Source organism: Flagellimonas profundi (assembly GCF_017313275.1).
Classification (GTDB): Bacteria; Bacteroidota; Bacteroidia; order Flavobacteriales; family Flavobacteriaceae; genus Flagellimonas; species Flagellimonas profundi.
In genome coordinates, this window is record NZ_JAFLNM010000001.1 from 60,941 (window position 1) to 84,207 (window position 23,267).

General features: G+C 41.2%; 24 protein-coding genes and 1 other RNA gene. 14 read left to right on the forward strand and 11 right to left on the reverse strand.

Features of this window, described 5'->3' with window-relative positions:
* The first annotated feature begins 30 nt into the window (after positions 1–30).
* Together J0654_RS00305 and J0654_RS00310 are read left to right on the forward strand one after the other, a co-directional pair.
* The gene (locus tag J0654_RS00305) at positions 31–840 is read left to right on the forward strand and encodes a M48 family metallopeptidase (protein WP_207025633.1); all 810 of its coding nucleotides are present in this window, start codon (positions 31–33) and stop codon (positions 838–840) included.
* A 110-nt stretch (positions 841–950) separates the two neighbouring features.
* Complete coding sequence (locus J0654_RS00310; RefSeq protein ID WP_207025635.1) at positions 951–2,282, forward strand: MFS transporter; 1,332 nt, start codon at positions 951–953, stop codon at positions 2,280–2,282.
* A 63-nt stretch (positions 2,283–2,345) separates the two neighbouring features.
* On the opposite strand, the gene J0654_RS00315 is transcribed toward J0654_RS00310, so the two are convergent.
* From J0654_RS00315 to J0654_RS00330, 4 genes are read right to left on the reverse strand one after another with little or no spacing between them, the layout of a single operon-like run.
* Positions 2,346–3,071 carry a head GIN domain-containing protein gene (locus J0654_RS00315; protein ID WP_207025637.1) on the reverse strand — a complete coding sequence of 242 codons (726 nt, stop codon included), beginning with the start codon at positions 3,069–3,071 and terminating at the stop codon, positions 2,346–2,348.
* 32 nt (positions 3,072–3,103) lie between these two features.
* The gene (locus tag J0654_RS00320) at positions 3,104–4,201 is read right to left on the reverse strand and encodes a DUF4097 family beta strand repeat-containing protein (RefSeq protein ID WP_207027854.1); all 1,098 of its coding nucleotides are present in this window, start codon (positions 4,199–4,201) and stop codon (positions 3,104–3,106) included.
* On the reverse strand, positions 4,182–4,742 hold the full coding sequence (locus J0654_RS00325; protein ID WP_207025642.1) for a hypothetical protein: 561 nt from the start codon (positions 4,740–4,742) through the stop codon (positions 4,182–4,184). Before J0654_RS00325 ends, J0654_RS00320 begins: the two co-directional genes overlap by 20 nt.
* A gap of 2 nt (positions 4,743–4,744) precedes the next feature.
* Entirely contained in the window at positions 4,745–5,302 is a 558-nt protein-coding gene (locus J0654_RS00330) for an RNA polymerase sigma factor (RefSeq protein WP_207025643.1), read from the reverse strand.
* A 217-nt stretch (positions 5,303–5,519) separates the two neighbouring features.
* Between J0654_RS00330 and lon the strand changes: the two genes are divergently transcribed.
* Both lon and cmk read left to right on the forward strand, forming a co-directional pair.
* Positions 5,520–7,970, forward strand: a complete 2,451-nt coding sequence (lon, locus tag J0654_RS00335; RefSeq protein WP_207025644.1) for an endopeptidase La — start codon at positions 5,520–5,522, stop codon at positions 7,968–7,970.
* Positions 7,971–8,019: 49 nt separating this feature from the next.
* On the forward strand, positions 8,020–8,712 hold the full coding sequence (gene cmk / locus J0654_RS00340; protein WP_207025645.1) for a (d)CMP kinase: 693 nt from the start codon (positions 8,020–8,022) through the stop codon (positions 8,710–8,712).
* A 9-nt stretch (positions 8,713–8,721) separates the two neighbouring features.
* Here cmk and J0654_RS00345 read toward each other — a convergent pair whose 3' ends face one another.
* The 3 genes from J0654_RS00345 to J0654_RS00355 form a co-directional block, all read right to left on the reverse strand.
* Positions 8,722–9,012, reverse strand: coding sequence for a hypothetical protein (locus tag J0654_RS00345; RefSeq protein ID WP_207025647.1), 291 nt, complete (start codon positions 9,010–9,012; stop codon positions 8,722–8,724).
* 99 nt (positions 9,013–9,111) lie between these two features.
* Positions 9,112–9,900 (reverse strand): DUF6090 family protein, encoded by a 789-nt coding sequence (locus J0654_RS00350; RefSeq protein ID WP_207025648.1) that lies wholly within the window; start codon positions 9,898–9,900, stop codon positions 9,112–9,114.
* A 188-nt stretch (positions 9,901–10,088) separates the two neighbouring features.
* Positions 10,089–10,472 carry a LysM peptidoglycan-binding domain-containing protein gene (locus J0654_RS00355; protein ID WP_207025649.1) on the reverse strand — a complete coding sequence of 128 codons (384 nt, stop codon included), beginning with the start codon at positions 10,470–10,472 and terminating at the stop codon, positions 10,089–10,091.
* A gap of 259 nt (positions 10,473–10,731) precedes the next feature.
* Here J0654_RS00355 and rpsA point away from each other — a divergent pair, with 259 nt between their 5' ends.
* From rpsA to ppk1, 9 genes are all read left to right on the forward strand, one after another.
* Entirely contained in the window at positions 10,732–12,564 is a 1,833-nt protein-coding gene (rpsA, locus tag J0654_RS00360; protein ID WP_207025650.1) for a 30S ribosomal protein S1, read from the forward strand.
* A 115-nt stretch (positions 12,565–12,679) separates the two neighbouring features.
* Positions 12,680–13,216, forward strand: a complete 537-nt coding sequence (pyrR, locus tag J0654_RS00365; RefSeq protein ID WP_207025651.1) for a bifunctional pyr operon transcriptional regulator/uracil phosphoribosyltransferase PyrR — start codon at positions 12,680–12,682, stop codon at positions 13,214–13,216.
* 6 nt (positions 13,217–13,222) lie between these two features.
* Positions 13,223–14,149: an aspartate carbamoyltransferase catalytic subunit gene (locus J0654_RS00370; protein WP_207025652.1), complete on the forward strand. Its 927-nt coding sequence runs from the start codon at positions 13,223–13,225 to the stop codon at positions 14,147–14,149.
* Between the two features lie 3 nt (positions 14,150–14,152).
* Positions 14,153–14,485 (forward strand): ribonuclease Z, encoded by a 333-nt coding sequence (locus tag J0654_RS00375; protein WP_207025653.1) that lies wholly within the window; start codon positions 14,153–14,155, stop codon positions 14,483–14,485.
* Complete coding sequence (locus J0654_RS00380; protein WP_207025654.1) at positions 14,482–15,387, forward strand: ribonuclease Z; 906 nt, start codon at positions 14,482–14,484, stop codon at positions 15,385–15,387. Before J0654_RS00375 ends, J0654_RS00380 begins: the two co-directional genes overlap by 4 nt.
* Before the next feature lie 60 nt (positions 15,388–15,447).
* On the forward strand, positions 15,448–15,855 hold the full coding sequence (locus J0654_RS00385) for a hypothetical protein (protein ID WP_207025655.1): 408 nt from the start codon (positions 15,448–15,450) through the stop codon (positions 15,853–15,855).
* 80 nt (positions 15,856–15,935) lie between these two features.
* Entirely contained in the window at positions 15,936–16,583 is a 648-nt protein-coding gene (gene pdxH / locus J0654_RS00390; protein ID WP_207025657.1) for a pyridoxamine 5'-phosphate oxidase, read from the forward strand.
* 10 nt (positions 16,584–16,593) lie between these two features.
* Positions 16,594–17,082, forward strand: coding sequence for a SixA phosphatase family protein (locus tag J0654_RS00395; protein WP_207025659.1), 489 nt, complete (start codon positions 16,594–16,596; stop codon positions 17,080–17,082).
* Positions 17,083–19,158: a polyphosphate kinase 1 gene (gene ppk1, locus J0654_RS00400; RefSeq protein WP_207025661.1), complete on the forward strand. Its 2,076-nt coding sequence runs from the start codon at positions 17,083–17,085 to the stop codon at positions 19,156–19,158. It begins immediately after the preceding gene.
* Here the strand turns inward: ppk1 and J0654_RS00405 are convergent.
* Together J0654_RS00405 and J0654_RS00410 are read right to left on the reverse strand one after the other, a co-directional pair.
* Complete coding sequence (locus tag J0654_RS00405) at positions 19,155–19,736, reverse strand: MiaE family protein (protein ID WP_207025664.1); 582 nt, start codon at positions 19,734–19,736, stop codon at positions 19,155–19,157. The genes ppk1 and J0654_RS00405 overlap by 4 nt on opposite strands.
* 54 nt (positions 19,737–19,790) lie before the next feature.
* Positions 19,791–21,548 (reverse strand): DNA polymerase III subunit gamma/tau, encoded by a 1,758-nt coding sequence (locus tag J0654_RS00410; protein ID WP_207025666.1) that lies wholly within the window; start codon positions 21,546–21,548, stop codon positions 19,791–19,793.
* A gap of 108 nt (positions 21,549–21,656) precedes the next feature.
* Between J0654_RS00410 and rnpB the strand changes: the two genes are divergently transcribed.
* Positions 21,657–21,958: RNase P RNA component class A (gene rnpB, locus J0654_RS00415), an RNA gene on the forward strand.
* Here the strand turns inward: rnpB and rsmD are convergent.
* Both rsmD and J0654_RS00425 read right to left on the reverse strand, forming a co-directional pair.
* The gene (rsmD, locus tag J0654_RS00420) at positions 21,954–22,493 is read right to left on the reverse strand and encodes a 16S rRNA (guanine(966)-N(2))-methyltransferase RsmD (protein ID WP_207025669.1); all 540 of its coding nucleotides are present in this window, start codon (positions 22,491–22,493) and stop codon (positions 21,954–21,956) included. The genes rnpB and rsmD overlap by 5 nt on opposite strands.
* Entirely contained in the window at positions 22,494–23,252 is a 759-nt protein-coding gene (locus J0654_RS00425; RefSeq protein WP_237685844.1) for a DUF3822 family protein, read from the reverse strand. It abuts the gene before it with no gap.
* Positions 23,253–23,267 lie beyond the last annotated feature (15 nt).

A 23,267-nucleotide genomic window follows, 5' to 3' on the forward strand; every position in this document is an offset into this window, starting at 1 on the left:
TTTTCGTAGGACAAAAACACGATTTACCATATGAAAAAGCTTAGTCTTACTTTGTTGGTGTTTATGGCAGTAATGGCCTGCAAAACCAATCCGTTTACAGGCAAAAGTACGTTGAACTTTTATGATAACAGTCAGATGTTTCCGATGGCGTTTTCCCAATACGATCAGTTTTTGAAAGAAAACAAGGTGGTTACCGGGACTTCTGATGCACAAACGATCACGAGGGTAGGGCAGCGGATAGCTTCAGCTGCGGAACGTTGGTTGGATGCCAATGGCTACCCAGGATACTTAAAGGATTATCAATGGGAATATAATTTGGTTGAGGATGAGGCGGTAAATGCATGGTGTATGCCTGGGGGTAAGATTGTTTTTTACACAGGTATTTTGCCGATAGCACAAAACGAGGCCGGCATAGCTGTTGTTATGGGGCACGAGGTAGCACATGCTTTGGCGGACCATGGAGCCCAGCGCATGAGTGCAAGTACCTTGCAACAGATTGGGGCCGTAGCAGGAAATGTGGCCATTAAGGATGACAAGACAAGAAACTTGTTTAACCAAGCTTATGGTGTTGGTTCAACGGTTGGGGTAATGTTGCCCTTTAGCCGAAACCATGAAACCGAAGCCGATAGAATTGGACTTCAGATTATGGCGATTGCTGGGTATAACCCTGATGAAGCGGCTAAACTTTGGCAACGAATGAAAGCTAAGTCTGGAGGGCAGGCACCTCCTGAGTTTTTGAGCACACACCCATCCAACGATACAAGAATCAGTAACTTGACCGCATGGGCCCCTGCTGCAAAACAAGAGGCACGAAAATTTGGGGTAACATCGTTTAAATAGATAAAAGAACAACAACGTAAGAATGTCACTTTGAGCCAAACGAGAAATCCTATGAATACGAAAGGGTTTTTCAATGGCCTGCAAAGTGACATTTTTTCTTAATAAATAGCATGGCGCAAACACTGGCATTAAAAGGAAGTAAGAAACTGTTGAACGCCTGGGCATTTTACGATTGGGCCAATTCGGTGTACAGTTTGGTGATTTCATCTGCCATATTTCCCCTTTTTTATGGTTTGTTGTTCCGAACTGCTGGAATTGAGCAGGTCACGATTTTTGGCGGAGAAATAGCTAGGGCCCCCTTGATCAGTTATGTTACCTCTTTGGCCTTTGTTTTTATCGCCATTGTGACCCCACTTGTTTCTGGTGTCGCGGATTATCTAGGGAACAAAAAAGTATTCCTCAAGTTCTTTTGTTATTTGGGTGCAGCTTCCTGTATTGGATTATATTGGTTCTCTTTGGAACATATTTATTTTGGCCTCGCATGCTATTTCTTTGGGCTTGTGGGGTTTTGGGTGAGTTTTGCCATAAACAATTCCTATTTGCCCGATATAGCATATCCAGAGCAACAGGACCGTATTAGTGCCAAAGGTTTTTCGCTTGGGTATATTGGTAGCGTGATTTTATTGGTTTTCAATTTGGCCATGGTAATGAAACCAGATGTTTTTGGCATTACCGACAATGGAGGGGAAATCGCAGAAATGAAGGCTATGAAGTATTCTTTTATTTCCGTAGGTATATGGTGGGCACTATTTAGTCAATACACCTTTAAGCATTTGCCCAAAGGGTACAAACGTGAAGGAAAACGGGACCATATCATCCTGAATGGCTTTAATGAATTAAAACTGGTCTGGCACCAACTTGGCGAGAATAGAAAACTGAAACGGTATTTAGGTGCTTTTTTTACCTATAGCATGGCAGTTCAGACCATTATGCTGATTGCCACCTATTTTGGAGAGGAAGAAATAATATGGGGTTCCGATACAGAACGCACTACTGGGTTGATTGTAAGTATTCTGTTGATTCAAATTGTTGCTATTTTGGGTGCAACTGTCACCGCATGGGCTTCCAAAGCTTTTGGGAACATCAGAACCTTGGTGGTGATCAACGTAATTTGGGCATGTCTCTGTGTGTATGCCTATTTTCTACAAACCCCAATGGATTTTTATGTTGCGGCCGGACTGGTCGGTATTGTGATGGGGGGAATTCAAGCCTTATCACGTTCCACATACTCCAAGTTTTTGCCGGAGACAACGGATACCACATCGTTTTTCAGTTTTTATGACGTGGCAGAAAAAATAGGGATCATTATCGGTACCTTTATGTATGGAATTGTTTCCCAACTTACGGGTAGCATGCGTAACAGTACCATCTTTTTAGGACTGTTTTTTTTGATGGGAATATTTTTATTGCTCCGTGTAAATAAGGTGCAAACATCAAATTAACACATAAAAAAGCCCTGAGAATATCAGGGCTTTTTCAGTCTTTGATTGATGATAAACTCTACATTATCCTTTGGTTATGTCTCCAGAACCAGAGGTTTTGGAGTTTATTTTTTTAGGATTTCCACGGTAATGGATGTCTCCAGAACCGGATACCCTCGCTTCAAGGGATTGGTTGGCCGTAACCTTGATGTCGGCGGAACCCGAAACTGTTGCTTTTACAAAGTCGGCTTCCAAATCGTAGGCTTTAATATCTCCAGAACCAGAAACCGTAACGGTAAAGTCGGTTGCCCTACCGGATAGGTTGATGTCGCCCGAACCCGATAGTGTAGCGTCCAATTCATCGGCATCTACCATAAGTGTAACATCGCCGGATCCCGACATTGCGGTGCTAAAGTGGTCAGCTTTAATGGTTGTTTTTCCGACCAAGTCACCAGAGCCCGAAAGGCTTACCGAATGCACTGATTCCACAGGTACTGTTACATGAATACCATTTTTCCAGTTGGAAGACTTCAAATTAACACCTTTTTCTTTTTTAATGACCAATTTTCCGTTTTTCACTTCAGTTATAATGTATTCCAACAAGTTGGATTCTCCTGTTAAGGTAATTTCTCCTTCGGTACCCGATACCAGTTCCACATCAAACCAGCCGGCCATGGCGATCTCGTCATAGTCGCCCACCGAACGTTCAATGGTAACTACATCCCCGTTGCCCTTAACTCTTTTTCCCCACTGGGCATTGGTACAGGCCAACATTCCCAATGCCAGTGTAAGCGTGATAAATTTTTTCATGATCTTGTGTTTAAATTGTTTTTGATTTGATGTTAATTTTGATAAAATGATATGCCGCCGTAGTCACTGGTAATGCTCACTCTGTTTCCGGAATTCGCTTGTCCGTAGTAACCACTGTAATATTTTTCATTGGATTTTTCCTTGCTGATATTGATTTCAAAATCGTCCTTGCCACTTACTCCGGCATATTCTGTTGAGATCTCAAAATCAAAATGATAATCGGTATCATAACCAATTTTTATTCCTGTGTAATCCGAACGTATTTCCAAATTACCGGCATCGGCTGCCATACGGTCTATTCTTATGGACCCATAGTCACTGGTAAGGGATACATTGCCGTGGACATTGCCCAGTTTTACACCGATATAGTCTCCTTTACCGTCTACATTTTTTACATTTTTCACATCAATGGAACCGTAGTCACTGGAATATTGAAGATTTTCCATTTCTTCTATGGTGGCATTGGTGTAGTCGGCCCTAATGTCAAGGTTACCTGCTTTTTCAATGGTAAAACCAGAGTAATCTGCTGCAATTTCCGCACTGTTTATATAATCAAAAGTGGAGCGAGAGGTATAGTCGAACCTGAGTTCGTTGTTGCGTCCGCGAAGTTCGCCTATTTCCAATTTACCATAATCGCAGCTAATTTTGGCATGGCCATCAATACGGTCCAAGATAATGCTTCCATAGTCGTTGCTTAGGTTAACACTGTTTTTTACGGGCAATTTGATCGTATAGTTCACCTGTACACTGACTTTTTTGCGTTTTCCCCAGCTCCATCCCCAACTATTGCTGCGGTTTCCGAAATCTGTTTTTGCCGAAACCATGCTGGAGCTGTTCTCAAAATCCACATTGATTTCGTCCAATCGTTCCTTTACACGGTCTTCATCGTTGCCGTTGGTTTTAATGTGCACCTCGATCACAACGCGGTTTTCGTTCCAAGAAGTTATGTTGAGGTTACCGTAGCTATTGTCAACCTTTAATAAAGCATCGGAATTAACGTTGTATTCCTTTTTAATGGTTTTTTCCTTGGTATACCTGCCATTCAGCTTATCGTTGTCCATATGGGCACTCGCGACAAGGGGAATCAAAGCCAAGGCGAAAAAGATGTGTTTAAATTGTAAAGCTTTCATCATTTTGTGTTTTTAAATTCTTAATATTTTCTATTTGGCTCAAAACTTCTTTCAAAAGGTCGATTCGTGTTTGGAAATTGGTGATCATCGCGCTCAAGATGATCTTGCTGTCACCACCGTCTACCAGATCTTGCTCAAGGGATTGGTAATCTTTGTCCAACCGTTGTAGTTGTGCCAAGGTGTCATCCACCAATTGGGCGGTCTCCGGTGTTTCTTCTTCCTTCAGTACTTCTACCTGCTGCTCTATAAGATTGGCAAAGTAGAACTCCGTTTCGGAAACTTCCGGGGCAATTTTCACCACCTGTTGTTTAATGTTCGGTTGAGGTCCGAAAGCTTGGTACCCCAAAATGGCTACCAAGGCTATGGATGCGGCAATGGACAAAGTTTTCCACCAAGGTGTCTTCTTTTTATTTAGGGCAATGGTGCCCTGGTTTTGGTTTAATTTTTCCAAAAACCGTTCTTGGTGTCCGCTTTGTGGCTCGGCTACATCGAACTCCCCTTGGAGTCTCTCAAACAAACTATCTAAACTATCCTTGCTCATAACTAAACATTTACGGTCAACTTTTTTCTAAGGCTCTGTTTGGCCCTCGAAATCATGGTTCTACAATTAGCATAGCTAATGTTCATTATTTCACTTATTTCTTCGTAATCGTACCCTTCAATTAAATGTAAGGTCAAAGAAACTCTGTAATTGTCTTTCAAACTTTTCATGGTTTCCATCACTTTTTGAGCCTTCAGTTCTGTATAACCATTTTGATCCGAAGCAACTCCATCATTATCTTCGACCTTGTACATTACATCATCCAAATCTGCAGCACGTTTTTTTTGCTGTTTTTTGTAATGATAAATACTGTTATTGATCACGATCCGCTTTAACCATGCCCCAAAAGTGACGTCTCCTTTAAAGGTGTGCAGTTTGGTAAATGCGCTCAGGAACGATTCCTGCATCACATCCTCGGCTTCGGCAGTGTGTTTTACAATCCTAAAAGCAGTGTTGTACATTGCTTTGTAATAGCGGTTGTAAACCTCTAGCTGCGCACTTTGTTGCCCCTGCATGCACAATTTGAGCAGTGTGTCAATATGTTCATTTTGTTGGCTCAAAAAATGAATGGTTTGTCTTATAGATTACCCAATTTACCATTTGTTACACTTTTTTCTTAAAATTTGATTTTTAATGGCACAGGAATTGCCAATTAATGGGTGATAATACGTCTTCGATTCGCTATAAACATTGATTTTGAGGGGTTTGCGAAGACTCGAATGTTGAATAAAAATGTTGGTCGATCGTCTATTCTGACAAAATGACCGAAAAGATGATATGGGAGAGATGAAAATTACCAAATTTGACAATATAGATTTGCAAGGGCTTGATGAAGATGCGGAATTGATTCCGTTGTTGACCCCTGAAGACGAAGAACAGATGAACAGGGAGAGCTTGCCGGAAACTTTACCGGTACTGCCGCTTAGAAATACGGTTTTGTTCCCTGGCGTTGTTATTCCGATTACAGCTGGAAGGGATAAATCCATCAACTTGATCAAGGATGCCAATAATGGTTCCAAGACCATTGGTGTAGTGTCCCAAAAAGACGAAAGTGTCGAAAACCCAGGCCCGGAGGACATTAATACCATGGGAACGGTCGCACGTATTTTAAGGGTGCTTCAAATGCCAGATGGGAACACTACCGTGATCATTCAGGGAAAGAAACGGTTTAAAATAGACGCCGTGCTTACCGAGAAGCCTTACATGACCGCCAAGGTCAGCGAGGCCAAGGAAGAGCGTCCCGATGAAAAAAGCAGTGAATTTGAGGCGATAATAGATTCTATCAAAGAATTGGCCTTTAAGATTATCAAGGACAATCCGAATATTCCGAGCGAGGCTACTTTTGCCATCAAGAATATTCAGAGCAATTCGTTCTTGATCAATTTTGTGTCATCCAACTTGAATCTTGCCGTAAAGGAAAAGCAGCAACTTTTGGAAATGCCAAATCTTCAGGAAAGGGCTTTGGCCACCTTGAAGTACATGAACATGGAACTTCAAAAGTTAGAGTTGCGCAACGATATACAAAGCAAGGTCCGTAGCGATATGGACCAACAGCAACGTGAATATTTCCTTCACCAACAAATGAAGACCATCCAAGAGGAACTTGGTGGACTTTCTTATGAGGAAGAGGTGGACGAAATGGCCGAAAAGGCCAAAAAGAAAAAGTGGAGCAAAAAAGTGCAAGAGCATTTTGAGAAGGAACTCTCCAAAATGCAGCGCATGAACCCACAGGTAGCCGAATACTCCATCCAACGGAACTATTTGGACCTGTTGTTGGATTTGCCATGGAACGAGTATTCCAAGGACAAGTTTGATTTGAAAAGGGCCCAAAAGATTCTGGACAGAGATCATTATGGTCTGGAAGATGTAAAGCGCAGAATTATTGAATATTTGGCAGTTCTGAAATTGCGAAACGATATGAAGTCGCCGATCCTTTGTTTGTACGGTCCTCCCGGTGTGGGTAAAACCTCTTTGGGGAAATCCGTGGCAGAGGCCTTGGGCAGGGAATATGTGCGCATGTCCTTGGGTGGTCTCCGTGATGAAGCGGAAATCCGCGGACACCGAAAAACATATATCGGAGCCATGCCGGGTAGGATTATCCAGAGCTTGAAGAAAGCTGGAACGTCCAACCCTGTATTTATCTTGGACGAGATAGATAAGTTGGCCAGTAGCCACCAAGGGGATCCATCTTCGGCCATGTTGGAGGTTTTGGATCCCGAGCAAAACAGCGATTTCCACGATAATTTCTTGGAAATGGGCTATGATCTATCCAAGGTCATGTTCATCGCAACAGCGAACAACCTGTCCACCATACAGCCAGCTTTACGTGATCGTATGGAAATTATCAACGTGACCGGGTACACCATCGAGGAGAAGGTGGAGATTGCCAAGCGTCACTTGTTGCCCAAGCAGTTGGAGGAGCATGGGTTGTCCAAAAAAGATTTGAAAATCGGCAAGCGCCAATTGGAAAAAATCGTCGAGGGCTATACTCGTGAATCCGGGGTGCGAAGCTTGGAAAAACAGATAGCCAAGGTAGTGCGTTACGCTGCAAAGTCCATCGCGATGGAAGAAGAGTACAACGTTACCTTGACCAACGAGAATATTGAGGAAATCTTAGGCCCTGCCCGATTGGAACGCGACAAGTACGAAAACAATGATGTGGCAGGCGTTGTCACAGGTTTGGCGTGGACCAGCGTAGGAGGCGATATTTTGTTCATTGAATCCATTCTTTCTCAAGGAAAAGGGACTATGAACATTACGGGTAACCTTGGTAAAGTAATGAAGGAGTCCGCCACCATTGCCATGGAATACATCAAATCCAATGCGCATGAATATGGTATTGATTCCAGCGTATTTGAAAAGTACAATGTGCATATTCACGTTCCGGAAGGAGCTACGCCAAAAGATGGCCCAAGTGCAGGTATCACCATGTTGACCTCATTAGTGTCCCTTTTTACGCAGCGCAAAGTGAAAAAGAGCTTGGCCATGACCGGTGAGATCACCCTTCGTGGTAAAGTTTTGCCGGTAGGTGGAATCAAGGAAAAAATCTTGGCGGCGAAAAGAGCTCGAATCAAGGAGATTATTCTTTGTACGGACAATAAAAAGGATATTGAGGAAATCAAACCGGAATACCTGAAAGGGCTTACATTCCACTATGTTACCGATATGAGCGAGGTTATCGATATTGCCATTACCAAACAGAAAGTGAAAAACGCCAAGACACTTTAAATGACTTTGGTCATAACAGCATAAGACCTTTTCTGCCTATTTTTGGTATATGGGAAAAATAACGATAGCAATTGATGGATATTCCTCCACGGGAAAAAGTACGATCGCCAAAAGGTTGGCCTCTACCTTAAACTATATTTATGTGGACACAGGTGCCATGTACCGCGCCGTAACTCTTTTTGCGCTGCAACAAGGCATTATAAGTGAAAGGGGAGAGGTGGATGAGGCCACTTTAATTGATAAATTATCCGAGGTGCATCTCAAATTTGTGCCCAATCAAGAAACAGGGAAGTCCGATATGTTCCTAAACGATGTGAACGTAGAGAAGGAAATCCGTACGATGCAGGTGTCTCGTCTGGTCAGTAAAGTTTCCGCTATTAAAGAAGTTAGGGGGAAATTGGTGAAAATCCAGCAAGAAATGGGCAAGGACAAAGGTATTGTAATGGATGGCCGTGATATTGGCACCGTTGTTTTTCCAGAAGCGGAGCTAAAACTGTTTATGACGGCGTCTCCCGATAAGCGAGCGGCAAGGCGTTATAAGGAATTGTTGGAGAAAGGCGAGGAAGTTACCTATCCTGAAGTATTGAAAAACGTGGAGGAAAGGGACCGTATCGACTCCACCCGAACCATATCCCCCCTTACCAGGGCCAAAGATGCCATTGAGTTTGATAACAGTGACATGGGCTTGGAGGAGCAGTTTGAACGAATCCATGAGTTTGCCAAAAGGGTGATTGCGAAATAGGTGAGTGGGTTATTTTACTATGATTTTACCCTTCATCATTTCAGGTGGATATCCCATTATTCCGTCATGATGTTCATTACAGTAAAATCCATACTCGCTGCCGTCATGGGTTCCCAAATGTTTATGGATTTCTACGCATTCATCCAAATCAAGTCTTTGGGAGAGCGAAACAGCATCTATAAAGCACTCGTAATACACCCACTCCCGACAATTATTGGACCATGCTGGCCCACGATACTTTTCTTTTATCCTTTTTTCTTGTATTATTTTTTCAATCGGTTGTAGGTGTTCGCAAATCATTTGTTTTGTTTTAAAAATAGTTGATCAGGAGCGATGAATTTTGGTCAGGTAATAAAGCGTAGCGAGTAATAATCAATGTTGTACTTCAATTAAAAAAAATCATTGATTGAATCTCCCCAACTCCTTACTAAGTTCTTCCAAAATTTCATAGATCTGCATATTTATTCTTTGGGTATATTGAAAATTTAGTTCAGCATCCACTCCAATCAAAGTACTCACATGATATAGTGAATTTGAATCGTTTTTAAAGCTTTCGATATCGATTTTAAAGTCCTCCATGGCTTTTTGAGTAATTATCCTATCTTCCCTTCTGTTATGGTTTTTCCATAAATATGTCATGATCTCTGAATCAAAATATTGATAGAGATGTGAATTGTACTTCTTCTTGAGTTCATGGGCTTCCATGAACAGAAAGGAATTTGCAGAACTAATATTGCTCTTATAGTTGGAGATTTTGGTTTTTAAATTTTCACTGGTGATTAAACTCAAATTTCCCGAAGATATGATTTCATCATAAGTGGGGGTATGGCTTTGAAACAACAAGGTTTTCCCGTTAAAAAACAAAAAACTCACTAAAGAATCTGAGCGTAAATCATTCTTCCCTCGTAAAAATGATTTTATCATCTTGCCATCATGTACTTTCAAATTTGTCAGCCAAGCCTGTGTGGCGATTGTACTACTGTCCTTTTTGAACTCTTTTTGAAGTTGTTCCAATAAATAATATTCCTTTTTCGAATTCTTTTTTGACTCATTCCAGCTATTGATTTGTATAGCAATTAAAATTCCTATAACAACCAGAATAATTTCACCAATTGCATATTTCAAATACTTTCCGGTTCTACCCTCTGAAAGTAAAATCTGTCTAGTTTTTCTAAAGAATTTTATCATTGGTTAGTGATTGGCAACTGTGAAACACAACTATTGCCAATTATGGTTTTAATGATTGTTATTGGAGGTTTGTTGAAACCAGTTCAACTTATTAAGTGAATGTAACAATTTTAATTCTAAACTTAATTAAACCAAAAAACGCCCATCGGGCGTTTTTTTATTTTATAACGACATTTTGTCCCAAACTGTTATTGCAAATTAGGAATTACCAATACCTGATCGGGGTGGATTACGTTGGGGTCCTTTAAAATATTGGTGTTCGCTTCAAAAATTTTGGTGTACTTCATCGGGTCGCCATAATAATGCTTCGCAATCTTGCTCAACGATTCTCCGCTTTTTACCGTATGTCTGTGATACACGGAATCATCCTCCACCGTAATGTTCGCTTTAATATCCGAAGGGTGCTCTCCACCAATTTCTTTGATCTTGTCCCATAACAGGTTCTTTTCATACTGGGTCTTGGTCATTCCCTTTATCTTCAAAATGTCGCCTTCAACATTTACATCGCCGTTTTTTACCTCCAACTTTTCACCTAAGTCGAGTACAGGTTGATACTTTGCTTTTACATTCATAAGGGTTCTTTTTTATAGTTAATAATTAGAACATTCAAGATAATCAATCCGCGAACATTTTGCCATTAAATAACAGCAATACTTTTTTTGTGTAAACCTTGCTTGTAGGCTTTGTATATCAATAATTTAATTGTATTTTTGCACCCCTTTTGGCAAGGAGGCAAGAGAAAAAGGGAATTTAGAAAATCAATTTAAAACCACTTCCGCGGTAATTGTTCAACTCTTGTAAAACGTGGAATACAAATTTTAATCAGCAAGCATGGCTGAAGAAAAACAAAACGTTGAGGTAGAAGAAACTGCCGCAGCACCAGAAGTAAAAGAAACAGAACCCAAACAAGATCCTCAGGAATTTCTTGAAAATTTTGACTGGGAAAAGTATGAAGAAGGAATTGAGCGCGTTGACGATAGCAAGCTTAAAGAATTCGAAACACTTGTAGAGGAAAACTTTGTGGACACTGCCGATGAGGAAGTAGTGGAAGGAGAAGTTGTTCACATGACGGACCGTGAGGCCATCATTGACATCAATGCCAAGTCCGAAGGTGTAATTTCCTTGAATGAGTTCCGCTACAATCCCGATTTAAAAGTTGGAGATAAAGTTGAGGTACTTATAGATATCCGTGAAGACAAAACCGGTCAGTTGGTATTGTCCCACAGAAAAGCAAGAACCATCAAGGCGTGGGAGCGTGTAAACAATGCACACGACAAGGAAGAAATCGTTACTGGATTCGTTAAATGTCGTACCAAAGGTGGTATGATCGTTGACGTATTCGGAATCGAGGCGTTCTTGCCAGGTTCTCAAATCGATGTGAAGCCTATCCGCGATTACGATCAGTATGTAGGTAAGACCATGGAGTTCAAAGTAGTGAAGATCAACCACGAGTTCAAGAACGTTGTGGTATCGCACAAAGCTTTGATCGAAGCGGACATCGAAGAGCAGAAAAAAGAAATCATCGGCCAACTGGAAAAAGGTCAAGTATTGGAAGGTGTGGTCAAGAACATTACATCTTACGGGGTATTTATCGACCTTGGAGGTGTGGATGGATTGGTACACATTACCGACCTTTCATGGAGCCGAATCAATCACCCGAACGAGGTGGTGGAGTTAGACCAGAAATTGAACGTTGTTATCTTGGATTTTGATGATAACAAGTCTAGAATTCAGTTGGGTCTTAAGCAATTGGAGAAACACCCATGGGATGCCCTAGGTGATGAGATCAAAGTAGGTGACAAAGTAAAAGGTAAAGTAGTGGTAATCGCTGATTACGGTGCCTTTATCGAAGTTGCCGAAGGTGTTGAAGGTTTGATCCACGTTTCAGAAATGTCATGGTCTACGCACTTAAGGTCTGCTCAGGACTTTGTAAATGTAGGTGATGAAGTTGAAGCCGTTGTATTGACCTTGGATAGAGAAGATCGTAAAATGTCGTTGGGTATCAAGCAATTGACTCCAGACCCATGGACCGATATCACTTCAAAATACCCTGTTGGATCAAGACACAAAGGAATCGTTAGAAACTTTACCAACTTTGGTGTATTCGTAGAGTTGGAAGAAGGAATCGACGGTTTGATCTATATCTCCGATCTTTCTTGGACCAAGAAAATCAAGCACCCATCCGAGTTTGTAACCGTAGGTGACACCTTGGAAGTGGAAGTGTTGGAATTGGACGTGGAAGGTCGCAAATTGAGCCTTGGTCACAAACAGACCACAGAGAATCCTTGGGACAAGTACTCCGAAGAGTTTGCTGAAGGAACAATTCACAAAGCTGCCATTGCCGAGGTTGTTGATAAAGGAGCAACTATCAACTTCAACGAGGACATCGTTGGATTTGTTCCACAACGTCACATGGAAAAAGAAGACGGCAAGAAACTTGTTAAAGGTGAAGAGGCCGAATTCAAGATCATCGAGTTCAACAAAGATTTCAAAAGAGTTGTGGCCAGCCACACTGCGATCTTTAGAGAGCAAGAAGATAGAAATGTGAAGGCTGCTGCCAAGAAAAGAGCTGCATCTAAAGACGAAGCCGCTCCAACCCTTGGAGATGCCAACTCACAGTTGCAAGCATTGAAGGACAAAATGGAAGCCGATAAGAAAAAGTAATCGGACTTTTCAATGATACGAAGCCCCGCTGGAAACAGTCGGGGCTTTTTTATGTCTCGAACATTTTAAAGAATTGCTTACTTTTGTACTCAACCGAGTTGGTCGCACATAGCATATGAGTCAAAAAGTTCTGCTTACTTCAAAGGAAATCAACATCATACTGCACCGGTTGGCCTGTCAGCTAATGGAGAATCATTTGGATTTTAAGGATACCGCATTGATCGGTATCCAGCCCAGAGGCGTTTTTTTGGCAGAAAGGTTAGTAAAGATTCTCAAAAAGGAATACAAGATCAAACATATTGACCTTGGTTTCTTGGACATCACATTTTTTAGGGACGATTTTGGAAGAGGGGAAATCCTGAAGGCCAATTCCACGCAAATGAATTTTTTGGTGGAAGACAAAAAAGTGGTGTTCATAGATGATGTACTTTACACGGGAAGAAGTATCAGGGCGGCCCTAACGGCCATCCAATCCTTTGGAAGACCTAGCAATATAGAACTCTTGACATTGATCGATAGGCGTTTCAGTAGACATTTGCCCATACAGCCTACTTACCGCGGTAGACAAGTGGATGCCATAAACGAGGAAAAGGTTAAGGTAATGTGGGAAGAGAACGATGGAGAAGATAAAGTTTATTTAGTAAGCAAATAAAAGATAATGAGCGAGTTAAGTGTAAATCACTTGTTGGGAATAAAGTATCTGAACAAAAAGGATATATCGCTCATTTTTGAAACGGCCGATCATTTTAAGGAAGTGATCAACCGATCTATCAAAAAAGTGCCTACCCTTCGAGATATTACCATTGCCAATATCTTTTTTGAGAACAGCACCCGTACAAAACTATCTTTTGAACTGGCCGAAAAACGGCTTTCTGCCGATGTGGTGAACTTTTCGGCGGGGCAATCCTCTGTTAAAAAGGGAGAGACCCTGATAGATACCGTGAACAATATCCTGTCCATGAAAGTGGACATGGTAGTGATGCGTCATCCCAATCCGGGAGCTGGGATTTTCTTGTCCCAGCATGTTAATGCGTCCATTGTAAATGCAGGTGACGGTGCCCATGAACACCCAACGCAAGCGCTGTTGGATTCCTTTTCCATTCGTGAAAAATTAGGTGATGTGGGCGGAAAAAATGTTGTGATCGTGGGGGATATTTTACATTCTCGAGTGGCACTGTCCAATATTTTCGCCTTAAAATTACAGGGCGCCAATGTAAAGGTCTGCGGTCCAAAAACCCTTATCCCCAAGCATATTGAATCATTGGGAGTTGGGGTAGAGACCAATTTAAGAAAAGCCTTGGAGTGGTGCGACGTGGCCAATATGCTCCGTGTACAGAACGAACGGATGGATATCAGCTATTTCCCGTCCACAAGGGAGTACACCCAACAATTTGGGGTCAACAAAGAACTTTTGAACAGTTTGGACAAACAAATTGTAATCATGCACCCCGGTCCTATAAACCGAGGGGTGGAAATCACCAGTGATGTGGCCGATTCCGATCAGTCCATTATTTTACACCAGGTAGAAAATGGAGTAGCTGTACGTATGGCCGTACTCTATCTATTGGCATCAAAAATTAAGTAAAAGATGATTTTCGACAAAGACGGAACAACAACGATTGTTTTCCAGGAAAAAACCACACTTTCCGGTTTTTTGGAAAACCTCAATAAAGCGTATCCAAAACTCAAGCACGATAACATTGTGGTCAATCTTTTTTCTTTTGATAAACTGGGTATCAATGACATCTTGGAGTTTTTGGACCTATCCAACACACATAAAGCAGGAGGACAATCATTTGTTTTAGTCACCGATAAGCTAAGCTATGATGAAATTCCGGAAGAGATAAGTGTTGTGCCCACCTTGCAGGAGGCCAAGGACCTAATCGAGATGGAAGAAATTGAACGTGACCTGGATATATGAAACTCACTGTACTTGGTTGTTATGCAGCTACACCACGAACATTCACCAATCCTACTTCACAGGTACTCGAGATAAAGAACCACCTTTTTTTGATCGATTGTGGTGAGGGAACCCAAGTACAGCTCAGAAAATACAAGGTCAAGTTTTCCAGGATCAACCACATTTTTATATCGCATCTACATGGAGACCATTTTTTTGGTTTGCCCGGACTCATATCCACCTTTAGGTTATTGGGCAGGGACAAGGAACTGCACATTTATGGTCCAAAGGGCATCAAAGAGGCCATTACCTTATTTTTAAAATTAGGTGATTCATGGACCAATTACCCCTTAATATTCCATGAGCTGGAATCCAAGGAATCCGAACTCGTTTTTGAAGACGAAAAAGTTACCGTTAGAACGGTTCCCTTGATCCATAGGGTGTATACCAACGGGTATCTATTTAAAGAAAAGAAAGCTCCCCGGACATTGGACATTACGGCTGCCCGAAAATATGGTGTTGATAAGAGCCAATTCAACCATATAAAAAAGGGAGTGGATGGAGTTGATGCATCAGGAAAAACAATACCCAATAAAAAACTCACCATTGACCCACCTGAGCCCAAAAGCTATGCTTTTTGTAGCGATACGGTTTATAATGAAGCTATCTTACCAACAATAAAGGATGTTACCGTACTGTATCACGAATCCACTTTCTTGGATTCAGAGGAACATCTATGTAAAAAAACAAAGCACTCTACCTCCAAACAAGCTGCTCAAATCGCTAAAAAGGCCAATGCTAGCCTGTTGATTTTGGGGCATTATTCCACACGCTATAAATCCATCGAACTATTTAAAAAGGAGGCCGAAGAGGTTTTTCCGGTTGTAGAGTTGGCCGATGATGGCAAAGTGATTGAGTTTTGACCTTCCATTTTAAAGCAACCAACGGATGGTCTCCGTATCTTGAAATAAAAGCGTTGTCGCATGGGGAAAATAGTTGTAGGTCTTTTGGTCCTATTGTTATCTATATCATCTTGTTCAAAGGATTCTTCGAAAGCAGAAAACATTGCAGTAGATCTTATTGGAAGTTGGAGTTCAAGTAATGACCAAGTAGAAGGCAAAATAGTATCTACTTATACATTCAACGATAATTCGACTTATTTGTTCAGGACAGATTGGTTTGGTTTTAACGGAGAACCTAAGACAAAACTTACGGAGTTTTCGGAAAACTCAGGAGCTTTTGAAGTAGAAAGGGACAGTCTTTTTTTGGGATCATTTAGCAGTAGATATTGGATCAAGGAAGATGTTCTTTACTTGGAATATATAACTTACCCTGCAGACGCCCCAGTCCTTACACAAATGAAATACAATAGGATTGATGTACCGGAATAGATTCTTGCCCACTGGATAAAAACCCTCTTTTTTGCTCATCTATCTTTTGTTGACATTTGAATTTTACCGAACTTCACGTCATGCAAAAAGACCTTGGCGATTACAGAAAATCTTACGAGAAAAGTGAGCTGACCGAAGCATCGGTAAAGGAAAATCCATTGGAACAATTTCAAAAATGGTTTCATGAAGTAGAAGCGGCCAACGGCGTGGATGAGCCCAATGCCATGACGGTCTCTACCATTGGTTTGGACGGTTTTCCCAAAAGCCGTGTGGTATTGATGAAAAAATTCACCTATGAAGGCTTTATTTTCTATACCAATTACCAAAGTGAAAAAGGTAAAGCCATTGAAGCCAATCCATCGGTTTGCCTATCCTTTTTTTGGCCGAATATGGAGCGTCAGGTGATCATAAAGGGAAAAGCTGAAAAAATTGCAGAAAACCTTTCAGACGGTTATTTTGAATCTCGTCCGCACGGCAGTCAATTAGGTGCCGTTGTTTCCGATCAGAGTGAAGTGGTCCCTTCCCGAGACTATCTGGAGGAGAAATTAAAGGAACTCGAACAGCAATACGAAGATAAGGAAGTGCCCAGACCGGAATATTGGGGGGGATATTTGGTGCGCCCCATTTCCATTGAATTTTGGCAGGGACGCCCTAATAGATTGCACGATCGGATACGGTATTCCCTACAGGATGATCTGGATTGGAAAATAGAACGTTTGGCGCCATAAATCCAAAAAAATGAAACAACTTATATTAATGAGACATGGGAAATCCTCATGGGAATACGATGTCTCCGACAAGGATAGACCACTAAAAAAAAGAGGGATAAACGATGCTCATTTGGTTGCCAAAACCTTCGGTTTGCATGCGCCCTCCATTGATTTTATATATTCCAGCCCCGCCAACCGTGCCTTGCACACCAGTATGATCTTTACGAGAAATTTGGATTTTGATTTATCAAAATTCGGCGTGGTCGATGCGCTTTATGATTTTTCCGGCAACAGTGTGGAGCAATTTATACATTCCCTGGACAATGATTTGGAAACCATAGCGATCTTTGGACATAACTATGCCTTCACTTCACTTGCAAATACTTGGGGAGATCAGTATATTGAGAACGTTCCCACGGCAGGTCTTGTCCACATTACATTTGGTGTGGACGATTGGTCCAAGATATCAGAGGGAACCACCAAGCAAATGGTCTTTCCAAAACACTTGAAAAAATAAATGGTAAAAGCAAAGAACGAATATATAAATAGGGAAATCAGCTGGCTGCAATTTAATGCCAGGGTATTGCAAGAGAGTAAGGACCATAGGGTTCCACTCATCGACAGATTACGATTTTTGGGCATTTTCAGTAATAACCTGGATGAATTTTTTAAGGTTAGATATGCTACCGTAAAACGAATAGTTGATGCTGGAAAAACCGGTAAAAGTGTTTTGGGCGGCGAAAGGGCGAAAGACCTTTTGGAGGAAATCACCAAAATTGTGATAGATCAGCAGGCCCGCAGTCTGGAGGTTTTTAAGCAAATTGACAAGGAACTTCGTCAAGAAAATATTTTCATTATCAGGGAAACCGAAGTCAACGAAAGCCAAGCTGAATTTATTCGGGACTATTTCTTTAAAAAGGTAAACCAAGAGTTGATGACCATCATCTTGAACGACCTTACAGAATTTCCTCTTTTAAAGGATACTGCGGCTTATTTGGCCGTTAAAATCGTAATGAAGAATGGTTCGTCAAAAGGGAAGCACAACCGATATGCTTTGATTGAGATTCCAAAAGGCATCGACCGTTTTGTGGTATTGCCCAAAGAGGGGGACAAGGACTATGTTATCATGTTGGACGATTTGATTCGTTTTTGCTTGGATAGTGTGTTCACCATGTTCGAGTTTGAATCCATTTCTGCCCATATGATCAAGATAACTCGGGATGCTGAATTGGATATCGACAATGATTTGAGCAAGAGTTTTATTGAAAAGATTTCCTCAAGTGTTGAACACAGAAAAATTAGTGATCCGGTTCGTTTTGTTTATGATAAGAGCATTGATAAGGACACCCTTCAATTCCTAAAGGAAAAAATGGATATCATGGATACCGATAGCGTTATCCCTGGTGGCCGTTACCATAATAGAAGGGATTACATGGGCTTTCCCAGTTTAGGAAGACATGACCTTATGTACGATAAAATAGAGCCTTTACCGGTAAAGGGATTAAGTATGAAGGGTAGTTTGCTGGATATGATCGCCCATAAAGATTATATGATCTATGCCCCTTACCATACATTTAGTTATGTAACGAAGTTTTTACGTGAAGCTGCACTGGACCCCCAAGTACGAAGTATCATGATTACGATATATCGATTGGCAAGTGATAGCCAAATAGCCTCGGCTTTGGTCAATGCGGTTAAAAATGGAAAGCAGGTAACGGTACAGATTGAATTGCAGGCGAGATTTGATGAGCAGAACAATATTGAATATGCCAATCATTTACAGGATGAAGGGGTAAATCTGATTTTTGGTGTTCCCGGATTAAAAGTACACAGTAAGGTTTGCTTGGTGGAACGCGAGGAGGATGAGGGCATCAAAAGGTATGGCTTTATCAGTACCGGAAACTTTAATGAATCAACAGCGAAAATTTATACGGATTACACCTTGTTTACGGCCCATCAAGGTATTTTAAAGGATATGAGCAAAGTGTTCGCCTTCTTTGAGACCAATTACAAAATCAATAAGTACAAACACTTGGTTGTGTCTCCGCATTACACCAAAGCAACTTTTATGAAGTTGATAGATAAGGAAATCGAATATGCCAAAGCAGGTAAAGAGGCTTACATCAAAATAAAGATTAATAGCCTAACTTCTTATAAGATGGTGGACAAGCTCTACGAAGCCAGCAGGGCAGGGGTTAAAATACAAATGATAGTAAGGGGTATTTGCTGTCTTATACCGGGTGTTGAGGGAATGAGCGAGAATATTGAGGCCATTAGTGTGGTGGATAAGTTTTTGGAACATCCAAGATTGTTCATTTTTGGTAACAATGGTGATCCAAAAATCTATATTTCCTCAGCTGATTGGATGACGCGTAACCTTGACTTTAGGGTAGAAGTGGGTTGCCCTATTTACGACCCTGACATTAGGCAAGAACTTCTGGATACTTTTGAGATATCCTGGAAAGATAACTCCAAGGCGAGGGTGTTTTCGGAAAAACAGGACAACGCCTATAGAAAGCGAGCCAAAGGGGAACCTGAACTACGTTCCCAATTTGAGATGTACGATTACTATAAAAGAAAATTGGAGGCCTAGCCGTGCATGGTTTCCTTTTTTCCCAAGTCTTTCATTAGTTGGGCTTCGTACTCCAAAAGATCGTTCCATTTTTGGTCCACTTCCTCTTTGTTGCCATATTTTCGGGCAAATTTTAGGAACATGGTGTAATGGTTCGCTTCACTGACCATAAGGTTTCGGTAGAATTCGGATAATTCTTCGTCATCTATTTCTTCAGAAAGTAATCTAAAGCGTTCACAGCTGCGCGCTTCAATTAGGGCGGCATACAATAGCTTGTGTACCAAATGGGTTTCTCGGCTACCACCTTTAGGGAAGAATTTCATCAATTCAACAACATATTCATCCTTTCGTTCGCGACCCAAGACCCAACCGCGATTTGTAATTTTATCATGGACCATGTTGAAGTGTCCCATTTCCTCACGGGCAAGAGCGGTCATTTCCTTTACCAATTCCGATTTTTCAGGAAAACCGATAATCAAAGAAATCGCTGTACTTGCTGCCTTTTGCTCGCAATAGGCATGATCGGTCAATATTTCTTCGATATTCTTTTCAACAATGTTTACCCATCTTGGGTCCGTAGGTAGTTTTAGGCCTAACATGACTATGCTTTTTGAATGTTACAGGTGCAAAGATAAAAGTATTGTGCGGTAAGTTTAAAAATCGAGGTCAAACTCTTTTCTGAGCAAATCCAAATTTGGATTTTTCTCTCTCAACTTTTCATATTTTTCTTCTGGAGTAAAGGCAAACTTTTTGGCAACTTCCTCGTTTACTGTAATGTAAAGAGTAATGGAATAGTTGTTCAATTTTTGTTTCAAGTAATCTAGCATTAGACTTTGTTCCCGCTCAATTTCTTTTTTCATGGTGCCATTGGGGAGCTCTATCCAGATGGTATTCTCATTTTTTAGCTTGGGAACATCGGTTTGCAAATTGCTGGCCAAAATCTTTCTGCCCTGCTTTTCCAATATGTTCACAAAGTCGGTCCAATGCTGCTGCATGTCTTTTTCCTCAAAGGGATCTTTGGGTAGATCCTTTTCCTCTATGCTTGGGGATTTCGTGTTCTCGTGAGCCTTTTTAACCTTAATGCTGGAAAGGGAGAGCCCTGAGACTCTTTTTTCCGAAGTCTTGATATTGATTTTTTTGGATTGATAGGGTTCTTTTGGCTCGTCGACTTGTTCTTTTACCGCTTCCTTGGGCTCAGGGGCTTCTTTTAAAGTATTGGAAGGTATCGGTTTTTCTACTTTTGGTGGTGGAGTGGCACCATTGGTTTGAGGCGATGTGGATGTGCCGTTTGATGATGTTGTTTTCCCGGAAAAATAAGAGGCCGGAATTATGAAATTAGAGTTTTTTTTTTCTCCATCGAAAGTGATGGATGCCAATTTCATAAGCGTTAGTTCAACCAACAATCGCTGGTTTTTACTGGTTTTGTATTGCAGGTCACAATCGTTTGCCAGATCTATGGCTTTTAAAAGGAACTCTTTTGAACTCTTTTTTGCTTGATCTTTGTATTGTTGGGTTACATCTTCACCCACCTCCAATAAATTTAAGGTATCTGGGTGTTGACATACCATCAAATCCCTAAAGTGTGATGCCAAACCTGAAATAAAGTGATGGCCATCAAAACCGAGGGACAGGGTTTTGTTGAAAAGAATCAAAAGTTCTGGTATGTTGTTCTCCAGAATCAAATCCGTGGCAGAGAAATAAATGTCGTAATCCAGAACGTTTAGGTTTTCGGTTACCGCTTTTCGGGTCAATTCTTTACCCGAAAAACTTACCACACGATCAAAAATGGATAGGGCATCCCGCATGGCACCATCTGCCTTTTGGGCAATGATGTTCAGTGCGCTTTCCTCCGCTTCGATACCTTGCTGCTCAGCGATATACTTTAGGTATTCCGCAGCATCCTTTACGGTGATGCGCTTAAAATCAAATATTTGGCACCGGGAAAGTATCGTCGGAATTATTTTGTGCTTCTCCGTGGTTGCCAAAATAAATATGGCGTGTTTTGGAGGTTCTTCCAATGTTTTTAAAAAGGCATTAAATGCCGATTGGGATAGCATATGAACCTCATCAATAATGTACACCTTGTACTTACCCGTTTGAGGTGGGATTCGAACTTGATCTATTAAGCTGCGAATATCGTCTACGGAGTTGTTGGATGCAGCATCCAGCTCAAAAATGTTGAAGGCAAAATCTTCATCTTCCCTTTCCGTACCATCTTGGTTTATTTTTTTGGCCAGAATACGGGCACAAGTGGTCTTTCCAACACCTCTTGGACCACAGAACAACAGCGCTTGGGCCAAATGGTTGTTGTCAATTGCATTGGTTAAGGTATTTGTAATGGAGGATTGGCCCACAACATCCTTGAATGTTTGGGGTCTATATTTTCTAGCTGATACTATAAAAGGTTCCAATGCTGGGAAATAATAGAATTACTACAAATATAAAAATAGGATTATGTAAAGTTACCTGCAAGAGGATAGTTAAGCTGTTTTTTATTAACAATTGGATTATCTTTGCAAACAGCAGGCCACCTTATCGCTGCAAGTATGGATAACCATGCTTGAAGAGGAAAGTCCGGACACCACAGTGCGGCATAGCGGGTAACGCCCGTCCGCCGTAAGGCGAGGACCAGTGCAACAGAAAGCAAGTACAGTTCGGCTGTAGTGAAATCGGCAAACTCTATGCGGTGAAACGCCATGTAAACCAATGTTTGAGGGCGGCACGTCCGAGTTGGAGGGTAGGCGGTTGGAACACTTGGGCAACCATGTGTCTAGATAAATGATAAGAGTATACAGAATCCGGCTTATGGCCTGCTTTTATTCCACTTCAAAAAAACTGAAAATACTTCCACCATATTTTCTTTGCTCCGAAAATTTTGGATGTTCGGAAAGATCGGTTTGGTCGGAATGTTCAATGATTAGTAGACCATCTTCCAGTAAAAGTTCTTTTTCAAAAACCAAATCGGCAATGTTGAGAAATTGTTCGGTATCAAAATCGTAGGGCGGGTCAGCGAAAATAAGGTCGTATTTTTCGGTAGTTCGCTGTAAAAACTTAAAGACATCGGATTTTACGGTATTTATGGAAAATTCCAATGCTTCGGCAGTTTTTGAAATATAGCGAACGCAACCCTGAAACCCATCTACCGCAGTTATCTTTTCTGTTCCTCTGGATGCGAACTCAAAACTAATGTTGCCCGTACCCGAGAATAGGTCAAGAACTTTGAGTTCATCAAAATAGAATCGATTGTTCAGAATATTGAACAGTGCCTCTTTGGCCATATCCGTAGTTGGACGAACTGGTAACTTTTTTGGGGCAGTTAGTCTTTTGCCCTTATATTTTCCCGATATGATACGCATTTAGAGGGAGCTTAAAATCGAAAAATCTATGCTCTCGTTTTCCAATTGCTCCATTGGAAAAGATGGATTGTTGGGAACAAAAACAGATACGTTTTTTATGTATTGGTAGCAGAGGTCATAAATGGGATCTCCCTCTTCAACCGCACCAAAAAGTTTTAGGTTGACCTTTTCAAGGTCTAGTTGCATTTGCTCCAAACTGAATAGTAAGTAATATAGAAAGTCTTCTTTGCTCCCGTACTCGAACTGATTGTAGAATTTTAATTTCTTGTCGGAGATTATCATCATTTCCATCTCTCGTTCTGAAACCTGAACATAGCAGACCGGTTCCGATACCGTCCTGTTTTGGTTTAATAGTGTATTGAGAAGAACAGTTCCACTGTGTTTAAATTCAAATTCACCAAAAAGTTCAAATATATAATTGTTTACATTGGTATATGGGACGTAAACATTGATGATTTCTTGATTTGGAATCTCGTCATACGCTATCAGGTCATTTGGCATGATCTTAGCGTTGAACTTTAGGTAATTTGGTAGCTCCTCCTTATTGAACAATGGTTTGGGAACCAAACCGAACATGTTGTTCTTATGGATTACCATTACCTCTGAAAAGTTTGTTCCCACATCGCCTTGTTTGCTGAGTTTCTGCTTTAACTCCTTGAGCATCAGGTAGGGGGTGAGCTGTGTTTTGAAGCTCATACGCTCAAATGCGAGAATCTTATTTGTAATGGTATCCACTACACAAAAAGAAAGTCCATTCAAGCCAGCTTGAATGGA

What these genes read in the sequence shown, in the direction of transcription:
- J0654_RS00315 (WP_207025637.1), bottom strand. Translation starts at nt 3,071, where the DNA reads ATGAAAAAATTTATCACGCTTACACTGGCATTGGGAATGTTGGCCTGT.
- J0654_RS00350 (WP_207025648.1), bottom strand. Translation starts at nt 9,900, where the DNA reads ATGATAAAATTCTTTAGAAAAACTAGACAGATTTTACTTTCAGAGGGT.
- J0654_RS00395 (WP_207025659.1), top strand. Translation starts at nt 16,594, where the DNA reads ATGAAACAACTTATATTAATGAGACATGGGAAATCCTCATGGGAATAC.
- J0654_RS00405 (WP_207025664.1), bottom strand. Translation starts at nt 19,736, where the DNA reads ATGTTAGGCCTAAAACTACCTACGGACCCAAGATGGGTAAACATTGTT.
- J0654_RS00310 (WP_207025635.1), top strand. Translation starts at nt 951, where the DNA reads ATGGCGCAAACACTGGCATTAAAAGGAAGTAAGAAACTGTTGAACGCC.
- J0654_RS00370 (WP_207025652.1), top strand. Translation starts at nt 13,223, where the DNA reads ATGAGCGAGTTAAGTGTAAATCACTTGTTGGGAATAAAGTATCTGAAC.
- J0654_RS00325 (WP_207025642.1), bottom strand. Translation starts at nt 4,742, where the DNA reads ATGAGCAAGGATAGTTTAGATAGTTTGTTTGAGAGACTCCAAGGGGAG.
- J0654_RS00355 (WP_207025649.1), bottom strand. Translation starts at nt 10,472, where the DNA reads ATGAATGTAAAAGCAAAGTATCAACCTGTACTCGACTTAGGTGAAAAG.
- lon (WP_207025644.1), top strand. Translation starts at nt 5,520, where the DNA reads ATGGGAGAGATGAAAATTACCAAATTTGACAATATAGATTTGCAAGGG.
- pyrR (WP_207025651.1), top strand. Translation starts at nt 12,680, where the DNA reads ATGAGTCAAAAAGTTCTGCTTACTTCAAAGGAAATCAACATCATACTG.
- cmk (WP_207025645.1), top strand. Translation starts at nt 8,020, where the DNA reads ATGGGAAAAATAACGATAGCAATTGATGGATATTCCTCCACGGGAAAA.
- J0654_RS00345 (WP_207025647.1), bottom strand. Translation starts at nt 9,012, where the DNA reads ATGATTTGCGAACACCTACAACCGATTGAAAAAATAATACAAGAAAAA.
- pdxH (WP_207025657.1), top strand. Translation starts at nt 15,936, where the DNA reads ATGCAAAAAGACCTTGGCGATTACAGAAAATCTTACGAGAAAAGTGAG.
- J0654_RS00305 (WP_207025633.1), top strand. Translation starts at nt 31, where the DNA reads ATGAAAAAGCTTAGTCTTACTTTGTTGGTGTTTATGGCAGTAATGGCC.
- rpsA (WP_207025650.1), top strand. Translation starts at nt 10,732, where the DNA reads ATGGCTGAAGAAAAACAAAACGTTGAGGTAGAAGAAACTGCCGCAGCA.
- J0654_RS00375 (WP_207025653.1), top strand. Translation starts at nt 14,153, where the DNA reads ATGATTTTCGACAAAGACGGAACAACAACGATTGTTTTCCAGGAAAAA.
- rsmD (WP_207025669.1), bottom strand. Translation starts at nt 22,493, where the DNA reads ATGCGTATCATATCGGGAAAATATAAGGGCAAAAGACTAACTGCCCCA.
- ppk1 (WP_207025661.1), top strand. Translation starts at nt 17,083, where the DNA reads ATGGTAAAAGCAAAGAACGAATATATAAATAGGGAAATCAGCTGGCTG.
- J0654_RS00380 (WP_207025654.1), top strand. Translation starts at nt 14,482, where the DNA reads ATGAAACTCACTGTACTTGGTTGTTATGCAGCTACACCACGAACATTC.
- J0654_RS00385 (WP_207025655.1), top strand. Translation starts at nt 15,448, where the DNA reads ATGGGGAAAATAGTTGTAGGTCTTTTGGTCCTATTGTTATCTATATCA.
- J0654_RS00320 (WP_207027854.1), bottom strand. Translation starts at nt 4,201, where the DNA reads ATGAAAGCTTTACAATTTAAACACATCTTTTTCGCCTTGGCTTTGATT.